Source organism: Streptomyces sp. O3 (assembly GCF_054788135.1).
Window position 1 is genome coordinate 116,720 of sequence record NZ_JBTVYK010000007.1, and the last position, 21,054, is coordinate 137,773.

Genomic DNA, 21,054 nt, shown 5'->3' on the forward strand with positions numbered 1-21,054 from the left:
GAGACACCATGACCCGCACTTCCCCCGGCGGACACCCGCACCACCACCTCCTGGGCGTCGGCTTCGGCCCCTCGCACCTGTCTCTGAGCGCGCTGCACGCCTCGGCCGGCGCCGCCGCGGCGGGTACGGACCTGCACTTCCTGGAGTCCGGGAACGCCTTCTCCTGGCACCCCGGCATGCTGCTCCCCGGAGCCCGGATGCAGGTCGCCTTCCTCAAGGACCTGGTCACGCCCAGGAACCCGACCAGCCCGTACAGCTTCGTCAACTACCTGGTCGCCAAGGGAAGGCTGGAGCCGTTCCTCAACCTCGGCACGCTCAACCCGACCCGGCGGGAGTTCGTGGACTACTTCCGGTGGGCGGCCGGGCAGCTCGCCCCGTACGTGACGTACGGCAGCACCGCCGAGCGGGTCCGGCCGGTGACCGGGCCGGACGGGACGGTCACCCGGCTGGAAGTGGACTACCGCGGCCCCGACGGCACCGGGCGGACCGTGTCCGCCGACCATGTGTCCCTGGCGCCCGGCGGCACGCCGGTCATCCCGGCCGGAGTCGACCCGCACACCCTGGCGGACGGCACGGTCTTCCACAGCAGCTCCTTCCTCGACCGCGTCCGGTCCTTCCACGACCGCGGCCGCGCACTGCCGCACCGCTTCCTGGTGGTGGGCGCGGGACAGAGCGCGGCGGAGATCTTCCAGTACCTGGCGGGCGAGTTCCCGGCCGCGGAGGTGACGCTGGCCCACCGGGGCTTCGCGCTGCTGCCGGCCGACAGCAGCGCCCTGGTCAACGCCATCTTCGACCCGGCGTCGGTGGACCTCTTCCACGGCGCCGACCCGGCGCGCCGCCGCGCCATCCTGTCCGAGCTGAAGGCGACCAACTACGCGGCCGTCGACGAGGAGGACATCACCGCGGTCGCCGAACTGCTCTACGACCAGCAGGTGCACGGCACCTCGCGGCTGCGGCTGTGCCGGTTCACCGAGCTGACCGGCGCCCGCGCCGAAAGCGGCCAGGCCGCCGCCACCGTACGCGACCTCCTCACCGGCGCGACCCGCACCGAGCGGTACGACGCGGTCGTGCTGGCCACCGGCTACGACTTCCGTGAGGCGCGCGGTCTGCTGGCCGATGTCGACCCGTATCTGCTCAGGGACGGGAACGGCGAACTGCTCGTCGACCGCGACTACGCGGTACGCACCGCCGAGCCGTTCGCGCCGCGGATCTTCCTGCACGGCGCCGCCGAGCACACCCACGGCCTGACCAGCACGCTGCTCTCGCTGCTCGCCCACCGCGCCGGGGACATCCTCGACGCGGTCCTGAACGCCCCGGCCTTCGGCCACCCGCCCCTCGCCACCCCCGTACTCGAAGGAGTCCACGCATGAGCGGCGTCCAGATCCAGCGGCGGGACGACGCCGCCGTCCAGCAGGAGTACGGCTGCGCGTTCCGGCGCATCCTGCCCTGGCGGTCCAGCGGGCCGTCGGACACCGGGATGGGCGTCTGCACCATCGCACCCGGCACGGCGTCCACCCCGCACTCCCACGAGGACCACGAGCACTTCTACGTGGTGCGCGGCAGCGGCTCGGTCGAGGTCGACGGGGTCCGCACGGACATCGCCGCCGGTGACGCGCTGGTGGTGGGCTCCTGGCAGACGCACCACTTCGAGAACGCCTCGGCCAGCGAGGAACTGGAGCTCCTGTCGGTCTGGTCCCTCGGCCCCTTCGGGGAGAGCCGATGACCGGGGCGCCCCGCCGTTTCCTGGTCACCGCCACTCCGCCGACCACCAACGGCGATCTGCACGTCGGGCACCTGTCCGGCCCGTACCTGGGCGCCGACGTCTTCAGCCGTGCCCAGCGGCTGCTGGGGCACACGGTGCTGTACGCGTCCGGGGGCGACGACCACCAGACCTACGTGGTCACCACGGCGCAGCGCCTGGGGCTCGACCCCGTCCGGCTCGCCGAGCGCTGCAATCAGGAGATCGCCGAGACGCTGGAGCTCGCCCAGATCGGCGTCGACGCCTTCACCCGTCCCGACGACGTCTACCGCGGCGAGATACGGGAGTTCTTCACCGGGCTCTACCGCGCGGGCAAGCTGCGGACGCGCACCTGGACGTTCCCGTACTGCGCGCGGACCGGACGCTACCTGCTGGAGGCCTTCGCCACCGGGTACTGCCCCGAGTGCCTGGTCGGCACCTGCGGGGCGATCTGCGAGAACTGCGGGCACCCCAACGACGTCGGCTCGCTGCTGTTCGCCGCGAGCACCGGGGCGGGGGAGGAGGACGCCACACAGCCGCGTGCGGTGGACATCCTGGTCCTGCCGCTGGAGGAGTACCGCGAGCAGTTCACCGAGTTCTACGAGCGCCGCCGTGCGACCATGCGCCCGCATGTGCTGCGCTTCGTCGACGAGATGCTGTCCCGGCCGCTGCCGGACTTCCCGGTCAGCTACCCGGCGGACTGGGGAATCCCGGTGGGCATCGACGGGTTCGACGGTCAGGTGTTCAACGTCTGGGCGGAGATGCTGCCCGGCCTGATCCATATGGCCGAGGCGGCCAGGGCCCGTCACGCACCGCGGACGGCTCCGGGCGTCTGGGCCGGGGACTCCGGCTTCGAGCTCGTACAGTTCCTCGGCTACGACAACACGTTCTACTTCTCGTTCGCCCATCTCGGGCTGACCCTCGCGCACGGCTCGCTGGCCGAGCCGACCGCGATCCTGACCAACGAGTTCTATCACCTGGACGGAGCGAAGTTCTCCACCAGTCGGCGCCATCTGATCTGGGCCCGCGACCTGGTGGGCAAGTACGGCCCGGACAACGTGCGCTTCCACCTCGCGCTCGACAACCCGGAGCATCAGGTCGCCAACTTCACCGAGGCCGAGTTCCTGCGGACCGTGCGCACCCGGCTGCACCAGCCGCTCCAGGCGCTCTCCGACGCGCTGGCCCCGCGCACCGGGCAGCCGGTGACGGCCGCGCCGCGGGCCGAGGCGCTCCTGGACCGCTACCGCGACCGGATGCGGCGGGCGTACGCGGTGGAGACCTTCTCGATGCGCCAGGCCGCGGAGACCACCGCGAACCTGCTCGCGCTGCTCGCGGCCAGGGCCGCCGACGACCCCGGATTCGCCGTCCGCGGCCTGCGCGTCCTGGCGGCCCAGGCGGAGCCCCTGGTGCCCGGACTCGCCGCCGAGATCGAGGCCCGCTACGCCGCCTTCGCGCCGGGCGTCGTCCCCGACCTGGCGGGCCTGCTCACCCACCCCGTGTGAGCGCGCCCTCCTCCAGCCCCGCACCGCACCGCATCGCCCCTCCCCGCAACCGCAACCGCAAGCGCCCCCGCAACCGACCGCTAGGCAGAACCCATGCACATCGCGTTCGTCGACTCGAATCCCGCCGCGCTCGAAGCGATCCGGCTGGCCAAGCAGGCCGGTCACCGGGTCACCTACCTGCAGTCCGCCGAGCCGTTCTATCCGCCCACCGAGAAGAACCTGCGGATCGTCGAGTCCGTGGACCACCTGGTCGACCACTTGGTGACCACCGACGCCGAGACCGTCACCCGAGTGCTCGCCGCCCGCCACGCCGTGGACCCCATCGACGTCGTCACCGCGCAACTGGAGCTGAGCGCGGAGGCGGTGGCCGTCGCCTGCCGGGACATCGGACTGCGGGGCACGGCGACCGACGCCGTCCTCACCGCCCGGCGCAAGGACCGGTGCCGCGCGGCCCTGGAGAAGGCGGGGCTCGCCTCCGCGCGGTACGCCCTGGTCGAGACCGAGGAAGAGGCGCTGGCCGCGGCCGAGGACATCGGCTACCCGGTGATCCTCAAGCCGCCGTCGGGCGCGGACAGTCTGCTCTCCTGCGTGGCGGCGAACGCCGCCGAGACCGCGACCGGCTGCCGGGAGCTGCTGACCGGCCTGGACGCGGTGCCGCGCCAGTGGCACGAGCAGTTCCAGCGCGGAATCCTCGTCGAGGAGTATCTGGTCGGCACCCTGGTCTCGGTGGAACTGGGCGCCAAGGACGGCGCGTTCTACCCGTTCGCGGTGTCCGGACGGTTCCGCTGGGCCGAGGACGAGGTCGTGGAGCTGGGCTCGTACATCCCCGCGCATCTCCCCGAGGACCAGACCGCCGCCTGCGTGGCGTACGCGATCGAGGTGTGCCGGGCCATCGGCCTGGACCTGGGCCTGTTCCACCTGGAGATCATGGTCACCGAACGCGGTCCCGTCCTGGTCGAGGTCAACCCCCGTGTGATGGGCGGCGCGCTGCCCCTCATCTACCGGCACGCCACCGGAACGGACATCTTCGCCGGGCTGCTCAGCCTGCTCGACCCGGACGCGGAGGTAGCCCTGCCGGGCCCGCTGACCGGCTGCGTCGGCGGGCGCAAGGTGATGGCCCGCGACGGCGGCGTCCTGGCCGCCGGGGCGTCGCTGGACTGGCTGGCCGACGAGCCGGGGGTCCTGGAGGTCGTCGGGTTCGACGACTACGCGACCGGGCCCGGCCAGCGGGTGAAGGCCGGGCAGATCGTGGCCCGCTTCATGCTGCGCGGCCCGGACCATCCGTCCGTGGTGCGGACGGCCGAGCGGATCCTGCGCCGCTTGGAAGAGGATTTCGGAACCGCACTGATGATCGGCGAGAAGGACTGACTGACCATGACCTCCACACCCGTACCCGCGTCCGCGTCCGAATCCGCGGCCGTACCCGTACCCGCGGCCGCCGCCTCCCGTGCCGGGGACCTCGCCGGTTCCCTCCCCGGTTCCCTCGACGGGCCGCGGCTCGCCGACGCGGCCGAGCGCTACGGCACCCCGCTGTGGCTGTACGACGCCGGGACGATCCGGTCCCAGATCGCGCGCCTGCGCCGCTTCGACGTGATCCGCTTCGCCCAGAAGGCCTGCTCGAACCTGCACATCCTGCGCCTGATGCGCGAGGAGGGCGTACTGGTCGACGCGGTGTCCGAAGGCGAGATCGAACGCGCCCTGGCGGCCGGATACCGGGTCGACGGGGACAACGAGCCCATCGTCTTCACCGCCGACCTGCTGAACCGGTCCACCCTGCGCCGCGTCGTCGACCTGGGCATCCCGGTCAACGCCGGGTCCCCGCAGATGCTCGACCAGGTGGGCGCGGCCTCCCCCGGCCACCCGGTCTGGATCAGGATCAATCCGGGCTTCGGCCACGGGCACAGCCGGAAGACCAACACCGGCGGCGAGCACAGCAAGCACGGCATCTGGCACGAGCATCTGCAGGACAGCCTCGCCCTGGTCGACCAGCACGGGCTCGACCTCGTCGGCCTGCATATGCACATCGGCTCCGGGGTGGACTACAGCCACCTGGAGTCGGTCTGCGAGACCATGGTCAAGCAGGTGAAGCTGGCCGGACGGGACATCCAGGCCATCTCGGCGGGCGGCGGCCTGTCCGTGCCGTACGCGCCGGGCGACCCGGAGATCGACACCGACCGCTACTTCGACCTGTGGGACGACGCGCGCCGGGAACTCGTCTCCGAGCTGGGCCACCCGGTCCGCCTGGAGATCGAGCCCGGACGCTTCCTGGTCGCGGGATCCGGCGTGCTGGCCGCCGAGGTGCGCGCCCAGAAGCCCGTGGGCAGCAACCACTTCGTCCTGGTCGACGCCGGGTTCAACGACCTGATGCGCCCCGCGATGTACGGCAGCAACCACCGCGTCTCGGTCCTCGACTCCGCGGGCGCCTTCCGCGACCAGGGGTACCGGGACACGGTTCTGGCGGGCCCGCTCTGCGAGTCGGGGGACGTGTTCACCCAGGTCGAGGGCGGTGACGTGGAGCCCGTCCCGCTGCCCCGCACCGAGATCGGCGACCTGGTGGTGTTCCATGACACCGGCGCGTACGGCGCGAGCATGTCGTCGAACTACAACTCGCGACCCCTCATCCCCGAGGTCCTGGCCGACGGAGACGAGACCCGGCTGATCCGCCGTCGCCAGACGATCGCCGAGCTGCTCGCGCCGGAGCGCGACCCGGAGCTGTAGCACCGACGGCGGGCGGCACCCGGAAGCGCCTATCGACACGTCCATGACAATGTCACAGAACCGCCGCGTCACGTTCACACGGCCGAGCCCGCGGACCTGTCACGATCCGGAATGACACCAAGTCAACCCGCGTAGATCCCGTGCCCCTTGGACCAGGCGCACGGCGCGGGGCCTGATGCCCTTCCGGGAAGGACGTCCCCCTATGCACCCCTTTCGCATACGCCCTGCCCTCCTGCTGACCGCCGCCACGGCCCTCGTCGGCCTCACGGTGCCGACCGCCGCCGCGGCGCCCCCGGCCGCCACCGCCCCCGCCAGCGCGTACGCCGCCTACGACGACTACTACGCGGACGCGACCGGCAAGACCGGCACGGCGCTCAAGCACGCGCTGCACGACATCGTCGACGACCACAACAGGCTGTCGTACTCCCAGGTCTGGAACGCCCTCAAGGTCACCGACGAGGACCCGTACAACAGCGCCAACGTGCGCCTGCTGTACAGCGGCAAGTCCCGCAGCAAGTCACTCAACGGCGGCAGCGTGGGCGACTGGAACCGCGAGCACGTATGGGCCAAGTCGCACGGCGGCTTCGGCACCTCCACCGGCCCCGGCACCGACCTGCACCACCTGCGCCCCACCGACGTCCAGGTCAACAGCATCCGCGGCAACAAGGACTTCGACTGGGGCGGCAGCCCGGTCAGCGGCGCGCCCGGCAACTACACCGACTCCGACTCCTTCGAGCCCCGTGACGCGGTCAAGGGCGATGTGGCCCGCATGATCCTCTATATGGCGGTGCGCTACGAGGGCGACGACGGCTTCGCCGACCTGGAGCCCAACAACCGGGTCAGCAACGGCAGCTCCCCGTACATGGGCCGTCTGTACGTGCTCAAGCAGTGGCACCAGGAGGACCCGCCGGACTCTTTCGAGCGCAACCGCAACGAGCTGATCTACGACCGCTACCAGCACAACCGCAACCCGTTCATCGACCACCCCGAGTGGGTGGAGTCGATCTGGTAGGCCGCGGCGGTCTGGCGGGGCGCTCTCAGTCTTGGTGCGTCGGCGCGAACATCCTCAGTACCGCTGGGAGTACGACGACCGAAGGTCCTGGCACCGCCAGGGCCTCGGCCAGGTCGTCGGTGAGGGACTCCGGGGACGTGCGCCGCGCCGGGACGCCGAAGGACTCGGCCAGGGCTGCGAAGTCCGGGCGGGTCAGCTCGGTGACGTCCGTACCGGCGAGCTCGTCGTAGGCGTGCGTCATGTACTCGCGGAGGATGCCGTAGCCGCCGTCGTCCACGATCAGCCAGGTGACCGGCAGGTCGTGCTGGCGCGCGGTGGCGAGCTCGGCGAGCGAGTACATGGCGCCGCCGTCGCCGGACACGGCGAGCACCGGGTGCGTGGGGTCGGCGGCCGCCGCGCCCAGCGCGGCCGGGAGCGCGTAGCCGAGGCCGCCCGCGCCCTGGGCGGAGTGCATGGTGTTCGGGCGGCGGGCGTCGAAGGCGGACCAGGCCCAGTAGGCCAGGATCGTCATGTCCCAGAAGGTCGGGGACGCGTCCGGCACCGCCGCCCGGACCGACGCGAGCAGGCGCTGCTCCAGGGTGAGGTCCTGCGCGGCGATCCGCTCGCGTACGCGGGTGAGGACCATACGGACGCGCTCGGGGGCCTCGGGGTCGTCGCGCCGCGCGTCCAGCGCGTCCAGCGTCTCCAGGAGCGCGGTCAGGGCGAGGCGGGCGTCCGCGTGGATGCCCAGGGCCGGGTGGTTGGCCTCCAGCTTCCCGGCGTCGGCGTCGATCTGGACGACCCGGCCGCGCGGCTGGAAGGTGAAGTAGTTCGAGGAGAGTTCGCCGAGGCCGGAGCCCACGACGAGCAGGACGTCGGCGTCTTCGAGGAAGTCGGTGGTGTGGCGGTCCTCCAGCCAGGACTGGAGGGACAGCGGGTGTTCCCAGGGGAACGCGCCCTTGCCGCCGAAGGTGGTGACCACGGGGGCGCTGAGCCTCTCGGCGAGCGCGCGCAGCTTCCCGGCGGCGTCGGCGCGTACGACTCCGCCGCCCGCGATGATCGCCGGGCGCTCGGCGTGCGCGAGGAGGTGCGCGGCGACGGCGGTCAGCTCGGGGCGCGGCACGATGTCGTGCGGGGTCGCGTCCATGGGGGTGACGGCCGGGAGGAGCGTCTCGGCGGTCAGGACGTCCTGCGGGATCTCCACCCAGACGGGGCCGTGCGGGGCCGTCAGCGCGGACTCCCAGGCGGCGGCGATCGCGGACGGGATCTGGGACTGGGTGCGGGCCGTGTGGACGGACTTCACCACGTCGCGGAACGACGCCTGCTGGTCGCGGAGCTCGTGCAGATGGCCGTGGCGGCCGCCGCCGAGCCCGGCGGCCGGGATCTGGCTGCTGATCGCCAGGACGGGCGACGAGGCGGCCGCCGCCTCCTGGAGCGCGGCCAGCGAGGTCAGCGCGCCGGGCCCGGTGGAGAGCAGCAGGGGCGCCGCCTCGCCGGTGATCCGGCCGTAGCCGTCTGCGGCGAAGGCCGCGTTGTTCTCGATCCGCAGGCCCACATAGGTCAGCGCGGAGCGGCGTACGGCGTCGAACAGGCCGAGCGCGTGCTGGCCCGGCAGCCCGAAGACGGTGGTGGCGCCGAGCCCGTACAGGGTCTCGACGACCAGGTCGCCGCCGGTGCGGCCCGGCGGCGGCTTGAGGGCCGCCGCCGTCTGGCGCTCGGTGGGGGCGAGGATCAGGTCGTGGTCGTGGGTCACTGGCCCAGTGTCGGCGAGGCGGCGGCGTTCTGTCGCGCGGCCTCGTTCTGGCGCGCGTCCGCGATCTGGCGGCTCATGATCGTGGTCAGTTCGTACGCGGTGTGCGAGGCCGCGACCGAGGTGATCTCGGCGTGGTCGTACGCGGGCGAGACCTCCACCACGTCCGCGGAGACCAGGTTGCAGGAGGACAGGCCGCGCAGGATCTCCAGGAGCTCGCGCGAGGTGATGCCGCCCGCCTCGGGGGTGCCGGTGCCGGGCGCGTGCGCCGGGTCGAGTACGTCGATGTCGATCGAGATGTACAGCGGGCGGTCGCCGATGCGCTGGCGCAGCTGGTCCGCGACCTCGTCCACGCCGCGCCGCATGACGTCGGCGGACGTGACGATGCCGAAGCCCATCTTCTCGTCGTCGTCGAGGTCCTGGCGGCCGTACAGCGGGCCGCGGGTGCCGACGTGGGACAGCGCCTCGGTGTCGAGGATGCCCTCTTCGACGGCCCGGCGGAACGGGGTGCCGTGGGTGTACTCGGCGCCGAAGTAGGTGTCCCAGGTGTCCAGGTGCGCGTCGAAGTGGAGCAGCGCGACCGGGCCGTGCTTCTTGGCGACCGAGCGCAGCAGCGGCAGCGCGATGGTGTGGTCGCCGCCGAGCGTCATCATCCGGGCGCCGGTGGCGAGCAGCTCGTCGGCCGCGCCCTCGACGGTCTCCACGGCCTCGTTGATGTTGAACGGGTTGGCCGCGATGTCTCCGGCGTCCGCGACCTGCGCGAGCGCGAAGGGCGAGGCGTCCTGGGCCGGGTTGTACGGGCGCAGCAGGCGGGACGCCTCACGGATGGCGTTGCCGCCGAAGCGGGCGCCGGGGCGGTAGGAGACGCCCGAGTCGAAGGGCACGCCGACCACGGCGACGTCCGCCCGGCCGCCGACCTCGTCGAGCCGGGGCAGCCGTGCGAAGGTCGCGGGTCCCGCGTAACGCGGGATACGGGAGGAGTCGACGGGGCCGCGCGGCTGGGAGGTGGGGGTGCTCATGATTTCGAGCGTAAAACGGGTCTGCGGATTTCGTATTTGTACGTTCCTTGGAGCGCGGCGGCCGGTTATCGACACTCCGGCCAAGAGTGCGGAGGCCGCACCAGACTGGTCCAGGGTTCGGGACATCCCGTGCCGTGGGCGTGCCGGACGGCACAATGGGACCCATGCCGATACCAAGCCGCGCCGCCCTGGTCGACCATCTCGTCCGTACCCGTATCGCCGGCGCCGTCGCCACCCCGCGCGACAACAATCTGGCCCACTACCGCGCGCTCGCCAACGGCGACCGCAACTTCTGGCTCGGCCTGGAGCTCGGCGACCGGTGGTGCGACGAGCAGGACGTCCTGGCGGTGATGGCGGAGCGGTGCGGCGTGAGCGACGACCCGGAGTTCCGGCACGGCCAGGACACCATCGACCCGGAGCTGACGGTGGACGCGCTGGAGCGGATGGCGGCCCGGCTGCGCAAGGCGGCCGCGGGCCGGGAGCGCGTGCTGTTCGCGACCGGCCACCCCGGCGGGCTGCTCGACGTGCACCGCGCGACGGCCGACGCGCTGCGCCGCGCGGGGTGCGAGATCGTCCGCATCCCCGGCGGGCTGACCGCGGACGAGGGCTATGTGTTCCAGTTCGCCGACGTGGCGGTGCTGGAGCGCGGGGCGACGCTGTGGCACACCCATTCGCCCGAGCCGATGAACGCGATCCTGGACGGCCTGGAGCACGAGGGCAGGCCGCAGCCCGACCTGGTCGTGGCCGACCACGGCTGGGCGGGCCGGGCGGGCCAGCGCGGCCTGGACTCGATCGGCTACGCGGACTGCAACGACCCGGCACTGTTCCTGGGAGAGGCCGAGGGCGCCCTCCAGGTCACGGTCCCCCTCGACGACCACGTCACCAACCCGCGCTTCTACGACCCGATGACGGCGTATCTGCTGGCCGCGGCGGGGCTTGAGGAGTCGTAAGGCCTGCCGTCAGACCGTGCCGGACGGCGCGACCCACGAAGTGGGCTGCCCGGTGGCCCGCGCGACGGTCTCGAAGTCCGCGCCGTAGTGCAGCACGGTCAGCCCCGACAGCTCCGCCGTGGCGGCGATGAGCAGATCGACCGGACCGGCGCTTCGGTGTTCGCCGCGCTCGGTCAGCATGCGCTGCACGGCGCGGGCGCGACGGTGGACGCCGTCGGGCACCGGGGTCCAGTTGAACAGCTCGGCGAGCAGTTCCTCCTTGGCCAGCCGGTCGGCGAGCGACCTGGCCGAGTAGAGGATCTCCAGTTCGGTGATGTCGCAGAGGCCGATGACGCCCTCTACGAGGTGTTCGCTCCAGCTCTCCCGCACCTTCTTGTGGGTGAGAATCCGGGCGGCGGCGGAGGTGTCGATGAGGTGGGTGACCGGGCTCACCGGCGGTAGTTGCCCTTCTCCAGCAGGACGTCGAAGTCACCGCGCTCGCCCATGGCGGCCAGCTCCTCGAGGGCCTTGAGCCGCCGACGGCGCTTGGCCACCTCCAGCAGCGCGGCGTTGACGGTGTCCTTCTTCGTGGCCGTGCCCAGTATCGACGCGGCCTCGCTCAGCGCGTCGTCATCGACTTCCACATAGAGGTTCGACACGGCATATCCTCCATAGGTGTTCCTCATATGGAGGATATGCCCGCAGCGGACGCCGGGCAACACCCCCCGGCCGCGCCGGGTCAGCGCGGCACCCGGATCAGCCCCTCCTGGATGACCGAGATGGCCAGGCGGCCGTCCTGGGTGTAGATGCGGGCCTGGCCGAGGCCGCGCCCGCCGGCCGACGACGGGGACTGCTGGTCGTAGAGCAGCCATTCGTCGGCCCGGAACGGGCGGTGGAACCACATGGCGTGGTCGAGGGACGCGCCGACCACGTCCCCGACGGTCCAGCCGCCCCGCCCGTGCGCGAGCAGCACCGAGTCGAGCAGCGTCATGTCGGAGACATAGGTCGCGAGACACACGTGCAGCAGGGGGTCGTCCGCGAGCTTGCCGTCAGTGCGGAACCAGACCTGCGAGCGCGGTTCACGCGGCTCGCCCACGGTGGCGTACGGCGGGGCGTCCACGTACCGCAGATCGACGGCGGCGCGCGCGGCGAGCAGGCGCTCCGCGACGGAGGGGTCGGTGAACCGGTCGGCGTAGCGGGGCAGGGTCTCGGCCGCCGTGGGCAGCGACTCGGGGTCGGGGGCCGGGGGCATCCCGGCCTGGTGGTCGAGGCCTTCCTCGTAGGTCTGGAAGGACGCCGAGAGGTGGAAGATCGGCCTCCCGTGCTGCACGGCGACCACCCTTCGGGTGGTGAAGGAGAAGCCGTCCCGGATGCGGTCCACCTCGTAGACGATGGGCGCGCCCGGATCGCCCATGCGGAGGAAGTACGCGTGCAGCGAGTGGGCGTCGCGGCCCTCGGGCACGGTACGGCCCGCGGCGACCAGCGCCTGGGCGGCGACCTGGCCGCCGAAGACCCTGGGGACCACGGCCGACCGGCTCTGGCCGCGGAAGATGTCCCGCTCGATCCGCTCCAGGTCGAGCAGATCGAGCAGGGACTCCAGCTCCTGGTTCACGTTGGTCCCTCGCCCTACTACAGGCCCATGTCCTTGGCGATGATCATCTTCATGACCTCGCTGGTGCCGCCGTAGATGCGGTTGACGCGGTTGTCGGCGTACAGGCGGGCGATCGGGTACTCGTTCATGTAGCCGTAGCCGCCGTGCAGCTGGAGGCACTTGTCGATCACGCGGTGCGCGACCTCGGTGGTGAACAGCTTGGCGGACGCGGCCTCGGCGGCGGTGAGCTCGCCGCGGTCGTGGGCCTCCAGGGCGCGGTCGACGACGGCCTCGGCGGCGTCCACCTCGGCCTGGCAGGCGGCCAGCTCGAACTTGGTGTTCTGGAAGGACGCCACCGCCTTGCCGAAGACGGTGCGCTCCTCGACGTACTCCTTGGCGAACCGGACGGCGGCCTTGGACTGGGCGTACGCGCCGACGGCGATGGCGAGGCGCTCCTGCGGGAGGTTCTGGCCGAGGTAGGAGAAGCCCTTGTGCTCCTCGCCGAGCAGGTCCTCGACGGGGACCTTGACGTCGGTGAAGGAGAGCTCGGCGGTGTCGGAGGTGCGCAGGCCGAGCTTGTCGAGCTTGCGGCCGATCGCGTAGCCCTCGGACTTGGTGTCGACGACCAGGAGCGAGATGCCGTGCCTGCGGTCCTCGGCGGTGGGCGCGGCGGTGCGGGCGCAGACGATGACGCGGTCGGCGTGCACGCCGCCGGTGATGAAGGTCTTGGCGCCGTTGAGCACGTAGTGGGCGCCGTCGTCGGAGAGCTTGGCGGTGGTCTTCATTCCGGCCAGGTCGGAGCCGGTGCCGGGCTCGGTCATGGCGATCGCGTACATGGTGGCGCCGGAGACGAAGTCGGGCAGCCAGCGCTTCTTCTGCTCGTCGGTGGCGTACGCCTTCAGATACGGGAGGCAGAGGCCGACGTGCACGCTGGAGCCGCCGAAGGAGACGCCCGCGCGGGCGCACTCCTCGGTGATGACCGCCTGGAACTTGAACGACTCCTCGCCCGCGCCGCCGAACTCCTCGGGCACCTCGATGCCGAAGACGCCCAGCTCACCGAGCTTGCGGTAGAAGTCGCGGGGTGCCTGACCCGCGGCGTACCACTCGTCGTAGACGGGCACGACCTCGGCCTCGATGAAGGCGCGGATGGTCTCGCGGAACGCCTCGTGGTCTTCGTTGAAAACAGTACGGCGCACGGAGTGCCTCCAGGGTCGGCTCGCTGCGGAGCAACTATCTAAGCGCTTGCTCAGATGAAGTTACCCGGCGGTCAATCCGACTGTCCAGGGATCCGGCCGCGCAGAGGGCCGCGTCACGCGGACGCGGCGCCCGCCGCCGCCGAGAACGCGCCGCGGGCCAGGCGGTGCAGCAGGTCCGCCATGGCGTCCCGGCCCGGCAGGGCGCCGGGGCGGCCCAGGTGCGGGGTGGAGTTGAGCAGCCCGAACACCGCGTGCACCGCGGCGCGGGCCTCGGACTCGGCCAGCGCCGGGTAGACCTCGCGCACGGCCGCCACCCACAGCTCGACGTACTGCCGCTGGAGCTGGCGGACCAGCTTGCGGTCGCTGTCCCGCAGGCGGTCCAGCTCGCGATCGTGGAGGGTGATGAGGGGACGGTCGTCGAGCGCGAAGTCGATATGCCCCTCGATGAGGGAGTCGAGCACCGCGTCGGGGGCCCCGTCGGCCTCCGCGACCCGGCGCTTGCCGCCGGTCAGCAGCTGACCGCTGATGCCCACGAGCAGCTCGGCGAGCATCGCGTCCTTGCCCGCGAAGTGCCGGTAGAGGCCGGGACCGCTGATCCCGACGGCGGCTCCTATCTCGTCGACGCCCACGCCGTGGAAGCCGCGGTCGGCGAAGAGGCGGGCGGCCTCCTTGAGGATCTGCTCGCGGCGGCTGGTCGACGGCGCGGACGCACTGGTGCTCATGGAAACTCATTCTAGACAACGCGGTTAGCGCTCGTTAACCTGGAAGGGCCGAGTTAACGATGATTAACGTGGTGAACGACGTCGTACGCGCAAGGGGGCACGAAACGATGCAGCAGGCACCGCGGCTGACGAGTGGGGCCGACCCCGCTTCCGAGGCCTGGTCGACCAACGAGGCGGCGCACCGCGCGCTGGTGGACCGGCTGCGCGACAAGCTCGCCGCGGCCCGTCTCGGCGGAGGCGAGAAGGCCCGCGCCCGGCATGTGGCGCGCGGCAAGCTGCTGCCGCGGGACCGGGTCGACACCCTGCTCGACCCCGGCTCGCCCTTCCTGGAGCTGGCGCCGCTGGCGGCGGACGGGATGTACGGCGGGGACGCCCCGGCCGCCGGGGTGATCGCCGGTGTCGGCCGGGTCTCCGGGCGCGAGTGCGTGATCGTCGCCAACGACGCCACCGTCAAGGGCGGCACGTACTACCCGATGACGGTCAAGAAGCACCTGCGCGCCCAGGCGGTGGCCCTGGAGAACCGCCTTCCGTGCCTGTATCTGGTGGACTCCGGCGGCGCCTTCCTGCCGATGCAGGACGACGTCTTCCCCGACCGCGAGCACTTCGGGCGGATCTTCTACAACCAGGCGCGGATGTCCGGCGCCGGGATCCCGCAGATCGCGGCCGTGCTCGGGTCCTGCACGGCGGGCGGGGCCTACGTCCCGGCGATGAGCGACGAGGCCGTGATCGTCCGCGATCAGGGCACCATCTTCCTGGGCGGCCCACCCCTGGTGAAGGCCGCCACCGGCGAGGTGGTGACCGCCGAGGAGCTGGGCGGCGGCGAGGTCCACTCGCGTATCTCGGGAGTGACCGACCACCTCGCCGAGGACGACGCGCACGCCCTGCGCATCGTCCGGAACATCGTCGCGACCCTGCCCGACCGCGGACCGCTCCCCTGGTCCACACGGCCCGTCGAAGAACCGAAGGCCGACCCGCGGGGGCTGTACGGCGCGGTGCCCGCCGACTCCAGGACGCCCTATGACGTACGCGAGGTGATCGCGCGCGTGGTCGACGGCTCCCGCTTCCAGGAGTTCAAGGCCGAGTACGGCACCACGCTGGTCACCGGCTTCGCCCATATCCACGGCCACCCGGTCGGCGTCATCGCCAACAACGGCATCCTGTTCGCCGAGTCCGCCCAGAAGGGCGCCCACTTCATCGAGCTGTGCGACCAGCGCGGCATCCCGCTGCTCTTCCTGCAGAACATCTCCGGCTTCATGGTCGGCCGGGACTATGAGGCGGGCGGGATCGCCAAGCACGGCGCCAAGATGGTGACCGCCGTGGCCTGCGCGCGGGTGCCGAAACTGACGGTCGTCATCGGCGGCTCGTACGGCGCGGGCAACTACTCGATGTGCGGGCGCGCCTATTCCCCGCGCTTCCTGTGGATGTGGCCGAACGCCAAGATCTCGGTGATGGGCGGCGAGCAGGCCGCATCGGTCCTGGCGACGGTCAAGCGCGACCAGCTGGAGGCGCGCGGGGAGGCCTGGTCCGCCGAGGACGAGGAGGAGTTCAAGGCCCCGATCCGGGACCAGTACGAGTCGCAGGGCAACGCGTACTACGCCACCGCCCGGCTCTGGGACGACGGCGTGATCGACCCGCTGGAGACCCGGCAGGTGCTGGGCCTGGCCCTGACCGCGTGCGCCAACGCTCCACTTCCCCAGCGGGACACCACAGACCCCGGCTTCGGCGTCTTCCGGATGTGAGGGACCTTCCACGATGACGATGTTCGACACAGTGCTCGTCGCCAACCGGGGCGAGATCGCGGTCCGGGTCATCCGCACCCTGCGGGCCCTCGGGGTGCGCTCGGTGGCCGTGTTCAGCGACGCGGACGCGGACGCCCGGCATGTCCGTGAGGCGGACACCGCGGTCCGGATCGGGCCCGCCCCGGCCGCCGAGAGCTATCTGTCCATCGAGCGGCTGCTCGCCGCGGCCGCCCGTACCGGCGCCCAGGCCGTGCACCCCGGCTATGGCTTCCTCGCGGAGAACGCCGCCTTCGCGCGGGCCTGCGAGGAGGCGGGGCTGGCCTTCGTCGGCCCGCCCGCCGCCGCGATCGAGCTGATGGGCGACAAGATCCGGGCCAAGGAGACGGTGCGGGCCGCGGGCGTCCCGGTGGTGCCGGGATCGTCGGGCAGCGGCCTGACGGACGCCGAACTGGCCGACGCGGCACGAGAGATCGGCATGCCGGTGCTGCTGAAGCCCTCGGCGGGCGGCGGCGGCAAGGGCATGCGGCTGACGCGGGTCGAGTCGGCGCTCCTGGAGGAGATCGCGGCGGCCCGGCGGGAGGCCAGGGCCTCCTTCGGGGACGACACCCTGCTCGTCGAGCGCTGGATCGACCGGCCCCGGCACATCGAGATCCAGGTCCTGGCGGACGGCGCGGGGAACGTCATCCATCTCGGCGAGCGCGAGTGCTCGCTCCAGCGCCGCCACCAGAAGGTCATCGAGGAGGCCCCGTCGGTCCTGCTGGACGAGACCGTCCGGGCGGCGATGGGCGAGGCCGCGGTGCAGGCGGCGCGCTCCTGCGGGTACCGGGGCGCGGGCACGGTGGAGTTCATCGTGCCGGGCGACGACCCGTCGCAGTACTTCTTCATGGAGATGAACACCCGGCTCCAGGTCGAGCACCCGGTGACCGAGCTGGTGACCGGCCTCGACCTGGTGGAGTGGCAGCTGCGCGTCGCCGCGGGCGAGAAACTGCCGTACGGACAGCGGGACGTCACCCTGACCGGGCACGCCGTGGAGGCCCGCGTCTGCGCCGAGGACCCTGCGCGCGGATTCCTGCCGTCCGGCGGCACGGTGCTGGCCCTGCGTGAACCTCAGGGCGACGGCGTGCGCACCGACTCGGGGCTTTCTCTCGGCACGGAGGTCGGCAGCCTCTACGACCCGATGCTGTCGAAGGTCATCGCCTACGGCCCGGACCGCGCGTCCGCGCTGCGCAAGCTGCGGGCCGCGCTGGCGGACACGGTCACCCTGGGCGTGTCGACCAACGCGGGCTTCCTGCGGCGGCTGCTCGCCCACCCGGACGTGGTCGCGGGCGACCTGGACACCGGGCTCGTCGAGCGGGACGTGGACACGCTGGTGGACGCCTCGGTGCCGGACGAGGTGTACGCGGCGGCGGCGCTGCTGCGCCAGGCGGCGCTCGAACCCGCCGTGTCCCCCCTGCCGCCCGAGGTCTCCGGCGAACCCGCGTCCGCCGGGTGGCGTGACCCGTTCGGGACGCCGAGCGGGTGGCGGCTGGGCGGCACGCCCGCGTGGACGGTGCACCACGCCCGCGTGCCGGGCCACGACCCGCGGGCGGTCCGGCTGCGCGGCACGGCCCCCGACTTCGAGCTGCTGCTCGGCCCGGCGGGAGCCGCCGGGGAAGCGTCCGCGGAGGCAGCCGGAGAGGCGGCCACAGAGACAACCGGAGAGGCGGCCGGGGAAGGACGCTCCCCCGCGCGTGCCCGCCTCGTCCACGTCGGCCCCGACCGGGTCACCGTCGAACTGGACGGCGTCACGCACGCCTTCAGCCGGGCCGACGCCCCGGACGGAGTCTGGCTCGGCCGGGACGGCCAGGCCTGGCACCTCCAGGACCACGACCCCGTGGAGGCCGCGCTCACCGGCGCCGCGCACTCCGGCGCCGACACCCTGGCCGCCCCGATGCCCGGCACGGTCACGGTGGTGAAGGTCGCCGTCGGGGACGAGGTGCACGCCGGGCAGAGCCTGCTCGTCGTCGAGGCGATGAAGATGGAGCACGTCATCTCCGCCCCGCACGCCGGAACGGTCGCCGAGATCGATGTCACCCCCGGCGCCACCGTCGCCATGGACCAGGTGCTGGCCCTGGTCACCCCACACGACGAGGAGGCCAGCTCATGACCGACACCGCCCTGCCCATGGTCGTACCGGCCCAGGGTCTCCCGCCCCGCGTCCGCATCCACGAAGTGGGCCCGCGTGACGGCCTGCAGAACGAGAAGTCGACCGTCCCCACCGAGGTCAAGGCGGAGTTCATCCACCGCCTCGCCGACGCCGGCCTCACCACGGTCGAGGCGACCAGCTTCGTACACCCCAAGTGGGTGCCCCAACTGGCCGACGCCGAACGCCTCTACCCGCTGCTCGACGACATCGAGGGCGTGGCGCTGCCCGTCCTGGTGCCCAACGAGCGCGGCCTCGACCGGGCCCTGGAACTCGGCGCCCGCCGCATCGCCGTGTTCGGCTCCGCGACCGAGACCTTCGCCGCGCGCAACCTGAACCGCACGGTCGCCGAGTCCCTCGCCATGTTCGCGCCGGTGGTGGCCCGCGCCAAGGCCGACCAGGCTCATGTGCGCGGCTATCTGTCGATGTGCTTCGGCGACCCCTGGGAGGGCGCGGTCCCGGTGCCCCAGGTCGTCAGGACGGCCAGGGCCCTGCTGGACCTCGGCTGTGATGAGCTGAGCCTCGGCGACACCATCGGCGTCGCGACGCCCGGACATGTGCGGGCCCTGCTCACCGAACTGGGAGCGCACGGCGTGCCCGCCGACGCTGTCGCCGTCCACTTCCACGACACCTACGGCCAGGCGCTGTCCAACACCCTGGCCGCGCTGGAGCACGGCGTGACGACGGTGGACGCGTCGGCGGGCGGCCTCGGCGGCTGCCCGTACGCCAAGAGCGCCACCGGGAACCTCGCCACCGAGGACCTGGTCTGGATGCTCCACGGCCTCGGCATCGAGACCGGGGTCGACCTCGGCAAGCTCACCGCCACCAGCGTGTGGCTCGCCGGTCAGCTGGGGCGGCAGAGCCCCTCCCGCACGGTCCGCGCCCTCACCGGGGCGACCGAGACCACCACCCGGCCCTAGCCCTAGCCCCAGTCCCACAAGGACGACAAGGAGTCCTGACCATGGCGCTCGATCACCGCCTCACCCCCGAACACGAGGAACTCCGCCGCACGGTGGAGGAGTTCGCCCATGACGTCGTCGCCCCCAAGATCGGCGACTTCTACGAACGCCACGAGTTCCCGTACGAGATCATCCGCGAGATGGGCCGCATGGGCCTGTTCGGCCTGCCCTTCCCCGAGGAGTACGGCGGGATGGGCGGCGACTACCTGGCCCTGGGCCTGGCGCTCGAGGAGCTCGCGCGGGTCGACTCGTCCGTCGCCATCACCCTGGAGGCGGGGGTCTCGCTCGGCGCGATGCCGGTCTACCGCTTCGGCACCGAGCAGCAGAAGCGGGAGTGGCTGCCCCGGATGTGCTCGGGCGAGATGCTCGGCGCCTTCGGCCTCACCGAGCCCGAGTGCGGCTCGGACGCGGGCGGCACCCGCACCACCGCCACCCTGGACGAGGCGACGAACGAGTGGGTGATCAACGGCAGCAAGTGCTTCATCACCAACTCCGGCACGGACATCACGGGCCTGGTCACGGTCACCGCGGTCACCGGCCGCAAGGAGAACGGCGCCCCCCGCATCTCCTCGATCATCGTCCCCTCTGGCACTCCGGGCTTCACGGTCGCCGCCCCGTACTCCAAGGTCGGCTGGAACGCCTCGGACACCCGTGAGCTGTCGTTCTCCGACGTCCGCGTCCCGGCCGCCAACCTCCTCGGCGCGGAAGGCCGCGGCTACGCCCAGTTCCTCCAGATCCTCGACGAGGGCCGCATCGCCATCTCGGCCCTCGCCACCGGCCTGGCCCAGGGCTGCGTCGACGAGTCGGTGAAGTACGCACGCGAGCGGCACGCCTTCGGCCGCCCGATCGGCGACAACCAGGCGATCCAGTTCAAGCTCGCGGACATGGAGCTGAACGCCTACACCGCCCGGCTGGCCTGGCGCGACGCCGCGTCCCGGCTGGTCGCGGGCGAGCCGTTCAAGAAGGAGGCCGCGCTCGCCAAGCTGCACTCCTCCACGGTCGCGGTGGACAACGCCCGCGAGGCCACCCAGATCCACGGCGGCTACGGCTTCATGAACGAGTATCCGGTGGCCCGGATGTGGCGGGACTCGAAGATTCTGGAGATCGGCGAGGGCACCAGCGAGGTCCAGCGGATGCTGATCGCACGCGAGCTGGGCCTGTCGGGCTGACGGGCTGACGGGCTGACGTCTGGGGGGTGCGCACCGCGCGCCGGAGCGGGTCAAGGCAGGGACCGCTACAGGGAGTTGAATAGGGAGAATGGCAGAATCCCCCTATGGCGGAAATCATCCAGCGGGACGGGACCTGGACCTTCGACGGCGACGCGCTGCGCATCGTGCCCGGCCGCGATAAGTCGGTGGGCCTGCTCCGCAAGACGCTGGGCGAACTCTCCGTGCCGGTCCAGGCGCTGGCGGGGATCTCCTTCGAGCACGGCAGGAAGTCCGGGCGGCTGCGGCTGCGGCTGCGCGAGGGCGCGGACCCGCTGCTTCAGGTGACCGGGGGCCAGCTGAGCGACGGCGACGACCCGTACCAGCTGACGGTGGAGGCGGACCGTTACGGGGTCGCGGAGTACCTGGTCGACGAGGTACGCAACGCCCGCCTCCTGGAGCAGGTGCCGGGCGACGGGTGTGAGGGCTATCTGCTGCCGGGGCCTTCGGTGCCGCTCTCGGTGACCGCGGGCGACGGCACGGCGAGCTTCGACGGGGAACACGTACGCCTGGAGTGGAAGTGGAACACCGAGGAGGCCAAGTCCGCGGCCGGGCCCCGCACGCTGGCGCTCGGCGATATCGCGGCCGTGGAGTGGCAGCCGTCGGCCGGTCTGGAGAACGGCTATCTCCGCTTCACCGTCCGGCACTCCCCCACCAAGGCCCCGCCCAAGTACGACCCGAACTCCGTCGATCTCTACGGCTTCCGGAAGGACCCGCTGATGGCCCTGGTGGCCGCCGCGGTCCAGGCCAGGCTGCCGCACCCGGCCGCGCCGCCGGCCGCTGCCGCCGCGCCCGCCGACGGCCCGTACGGGC

At 72.0% G+C, this 21,054-nt stretch carries 19 protein-coding genes; 12 read left to right on the forward strand and 7 right to left on the reverse strand.

The window, feature by feature from the left end; translation table 11 throughout:
* Positions 1–8: 8 nt before the first annotated feature.
* From ACX6XY_RS06180 to ACX6XY_RS06205, 6 genes are all read left to right on the forward strand, one after another.
* Positions 9–1,370, forward strand: a complete 1,362-nt coding sequence (locus tag ACX6XY_RS06180; RefSeq protein ID WP_460327241.1) for a lysine N(6)-hydroxylase/L-ornithine N(5)-oxygenase family protein — start codon at positions 9–11, stop codon at positions 1,368–1,370.
* Positions 1,367–1,723: a cupin domain-containing protein gene (locus ACX6XY_RS06185; RefSeq protein WP_460327243.1), complete on the forward strand. Its 357-nt coding sequence runs from the start codon at positions 1,367–1,369 to the stop codon at positions 1,721–1,723. Before ACX6XY_RS06180 ends, ACX6XY_RS06185 begins: the two co-directional genes overlap by 4 nt.
* Entirely contained in the window at positions 1,720–3,240 is a 1,521-nt protein-coding gene (locus ACX6XY_RS06190) for a class I tRNA ligase family protein (protein ID WP_460327245.1), read from the forward strand. The genes ACX6XY_RS06185 and ACX6XY_RS06190 overlap by 4 nt, the downstream gene beginning before the upstream one ends.
* A 93-nt stretch (positions 3,241–3,333) precedes the next feature.
* On the forward strand, positions 3,334–4,608 hold the full coding sequence (locus ACX6XY_RS06195) for an ATP-grasp domain-containing protein (RefSeq protein WP_460327247.1): 1,275 nt from the start codon (positions 3,334–3,336) through the stop codon (positions 4,606–4,608).
* Positions 4,609–4,614: 6 nt separating this feature from the next.
* Complete coding sequence (lysA, locus tag ACX6XY_RS06200; protein ID WP_460327249.1) at positions 4,615–5,958, forward strand: diaminopimelate decarboxylase; 1,344 nt, start codon at positions 4,615–4,617, stop codon at positions 5,956–5,958.
* A gap of 202 nt (positions 5,959–6,160) precedes the next feature.
* Complete coding sequence (locus ACX6XY_RS06205) at positions 6,161–6,970, forward strand: endonuclease I family protein (protein ID WP_460327250.1); 810 nt, start codon at positions 6,161–6,163, stop codon at positions 6,968–6,970.
* Between the two features lie 25 nt (positions 6,971–6,995).
* Here ACX6XY_RS06205 and ACX6XY_RS06210 read toward each other — a convergent pair whose 3' ends face one another.
* Together ACX6XY_RS06210 and speB are read right to left on the reverse strand one after the other, a co-directional pair.
* Positions 6,996–8,702 carry a thiamine pyrophosphate-binding protein gene (locus ACX6XY_RS06210; RefSeq protein WP_460327253.1) on the reverse strand — a complete coding sequence of 569 codons (1,707 nt, stop codon included), beginning with the start codon at positions 8,700–8,702 and terminating at the stop codon, positions 6,996–6,998.
* Positions 8,699–9,718, reverse strand: a complete 1,020-nt coding sequence (gene speB / locus ACX6XY_RS06215; RefSeq protein WP_460327255.1) for an agmatinase — start codon at positions 9,716–9,718, stop codon at positions 8,699–8,701. Before speB ends, ACX6XY_RS06210 begins: the two co-directional genes overlap by 4 nt.
* Before the next feature lie 164 nt (positions 9,719–9,882).
* Here speB and ACX6XY_RS06220 point away from each other — a divergent pair, with 164 nt between their 5' ends.
* Positions 9,883–10,668: a phosphatase gene (locus ACX6XY_RS06220; RefSeq protein ID WP_460327258.1), complete on the forward strand. Its 786-nt coding sequence runs from the start codon at positions 9,883–9,885 to the stop codon at positions 10,666–10,668.
* A gap of 9 nt (positions 10,669–10,677) precedes the next feature.
* On the opposite strand, the gene ACX6XY_RS06225 is transcribed toward ACX6XY_RS06220, so the two are convergent.
* The 5 genes from ACX6XY_RS06225 to ACX6XY_RS06245 form a co-directional block, all read right to left on the reverse strand.
* Complete coding sequence (locus ACX6XY_RS06225) at positions 10,678–11,100, reverse strand: PIN domain-containing protein (protein ID WP_460327260.1); 423 nt, start codon at positions 11,098–11,100, stop codon at positions 10,678–10,680.
* Entirely contained in the window at positions 11,097–11,306 is a 210-nt protein-coding gene (locus ACX6XY_RS06230; protein ID WP_460327262.1) for a type II toxin-antitoxin system VapB family antitoxin, read from the reverse strand. Before ACX6XY_RS06230 ends, ACX6XY_RS06225 begins: the two co-directional genes overlap by 4 nt.
* An 80-nt stretch (positions 11,307–11,386) precedes the next feature.
* Positions 11,387–12,259, reverse strand: a complete 873-nt coding sequence (locus tag ACX6XY_RS06235) for an acyl-CoA thioesterase (RefSeq protein WP_460327264.1) — start codon at positions 12,257–12,259, stop codon at positions 11,387–11,389.
* Between the two features lie 17 nt (positions 12,260–12,276).
* On the reverse strand, positions 12,277–13,434 hold the full coding sequence (locus ACX6XY_RS06240; protein WP_460327266.1) for an acyl-CoA dehydrogenase family protein: 1,158 nt from the start codon (positions 13,432–13,434) through the stop codon (positions 12,277–12,279).
* A gap of 113 nt (positions 13,435–13,547) precedes the next feature.
* On the reverse strand, positions 13,548–14,156 hold the full coding sequence (locus ACX6XY_RS06245) for an SACE_7040 family transcriptional regulator (RefSeq protein WP_460327268.1): 609 nt from the start codon (positions 14,154–14,156) through the stop codon (positions 13,548–13,550).
* Between the two features lie 107 nt (positions 14,157–14,263).
* On the opposite strand from ACX6XY_RS06245, the gene ACX6XY_RS06250 reads away from it, so the two are divergent.
* From ACX6XY_RS06250 to ACX6XY_RS06270, 5 genes are all read left to right on the forward strand, one after another.
* Complete coding sequence (locus ACX6XY_RS06250; protein ID WP_460327270.1) at positions 14,264–15,895, forward strand: carboxyl transferase domain-containing protein; 1,632 nt, start codon at positions 14,264–14,266, stop codon at positions 15,893–15,895.
* A 19-nt stretch (positions 15,896–15,914) separates the two neighbouring features.
* A complete protein-coding gene (locus ACX6XY_RS06255) occupies positions 15,915–18,041 on the forward strand; it encodes an acetyl/propionyl/methylcrotonyl-CoA carboxylase subunit alpha (protein WP_460327290.1) in 2,127 nt (708 codons plus the stop codon).
* The gene (locus ACX6XY_RS06260; protein ID WP_460327272.1) at positions 18,038–18,997 is read left to right on the forward strand and encodes a hydroxymethylglutaryl-CoA lyase; all 960 of its coding nucleotides are present in this window, start codon (positions 18,038–18,040) and stop codon (positions 18,995–18,997) included. The genes ACX6XY_RS06255 and ACX6XY_RS06260 overlap by 4 nt, the downstream gene beginning before the upstream one ends.
* Positions 18,998–19,038: 41 nt before the next feature.
* Entirely contained in the window at positions 19,039–20,205 is a 1,167-nt protein-coding gene (locus tag ACX6XY_RS06265; RefSeq protein ID WP_460327274.1) for an acyl-CoA dehydrogenase family protein, read from the forward strand.
* Positions 20,206–20,309: 104 nt separating this feature from the next.
* Positions 20,310–21,054 (forward strand): DUF4429 domain-containing protein (locus ACX6XY_RS06270; RefSeq protein ID WP_460327277.1); only part of this gene is annotated, 745 nt, incomplete at its 3' end.

Coding starts and splice junctions, on each gene's coding strand:
- ACX6XY_RS06180 (WP_460327241.1), top strand. CDS start 9: ATGACCCGCACTTCCCCCGGCGGACACCCGCACCACCACCTCCTGGGC.
- ACX6XY_RS06185 (WP_460327243.1), top strand. CDS start 1,367: ATGAGCGGCGTCCAGATCCAGCGGCGGGACGACGCCGCCGTCCAGCAG.
- ACX6XY_RS06190 (WP_460327245.1), top strand. CDS start 1,720: ATGACCGGGGCGCCCCGCCGTTTCCTGGTCACCGCCACTCCGCCGACC.
- ACX6XY_RS06195 (WP_460327247.1), top strand. CDS start 3,334: ATGCACATCGCGTTCGTCGACTCGAATCCCGCCGCGCTCGAAGCGATC.
- lysA (WP_460327249.1), top strand. CDS start 4,615: ATGACCTCCACACCCGTACCCGCGTCCGCGTCCGAATCCGCGGCCGTA.
- ACX6XY_RS06205 (WP_460327250.1), top strand. CDS start 6,161: ATGCACCCCTTTCGCATACGCCCTGCCCTCCTGCTGACCGCCGCCACG.
- speB (WP_460327255.1), bottom strand. CDS start 9,718: ATGAGCACCCCCACCTCCCAGCCGCGCGGCCCCGTCGACTCCTCCCGT.
- ACX6XY_RS06220 (WP_460327258.1), top strand. CDS start 9,883: ATGCCGATACCAAGCCGCGCCGCCCTGGTCGACCATCTCGTCCGTACC.
- ACX6XY_RS06245 (WP_460327268.1), bottom strand. CDS start 14,156: ATGAGCACCAGTGCGTCCGCGCCGTCGACCAGCCGCCGCGAGCAGATC.
- ACX6XY_RS06250 (WP_460327270.1), top strand. CDS start 14,264: ATGCAGCAGGCACCGCGGCTGACGAGTGGGGCCGACCCCGCTTCCGAG.
- ACX6XY_RS06255 (WP_460327290.1), top strand. CDS start 15,915: ATGTTCGACACAGTGCTCGTCGCCAACCGGGGCGAGATCGCGGTCCGG.
- ACX6XY_RS06260 (WP_460327272.1), top strand. CDS start 18,038: ATGACCGACACCGCCCTGCCCATGGTCGTACCGGCCCAGGGTCTCCCG.
- ACX6XY_RS06265 (WP_460327274.1), top strand. CDS start 19,039: ATGGCGCTCGATCACCGCCTCACCCCCGAACACGAGGAACTCCGCCGC.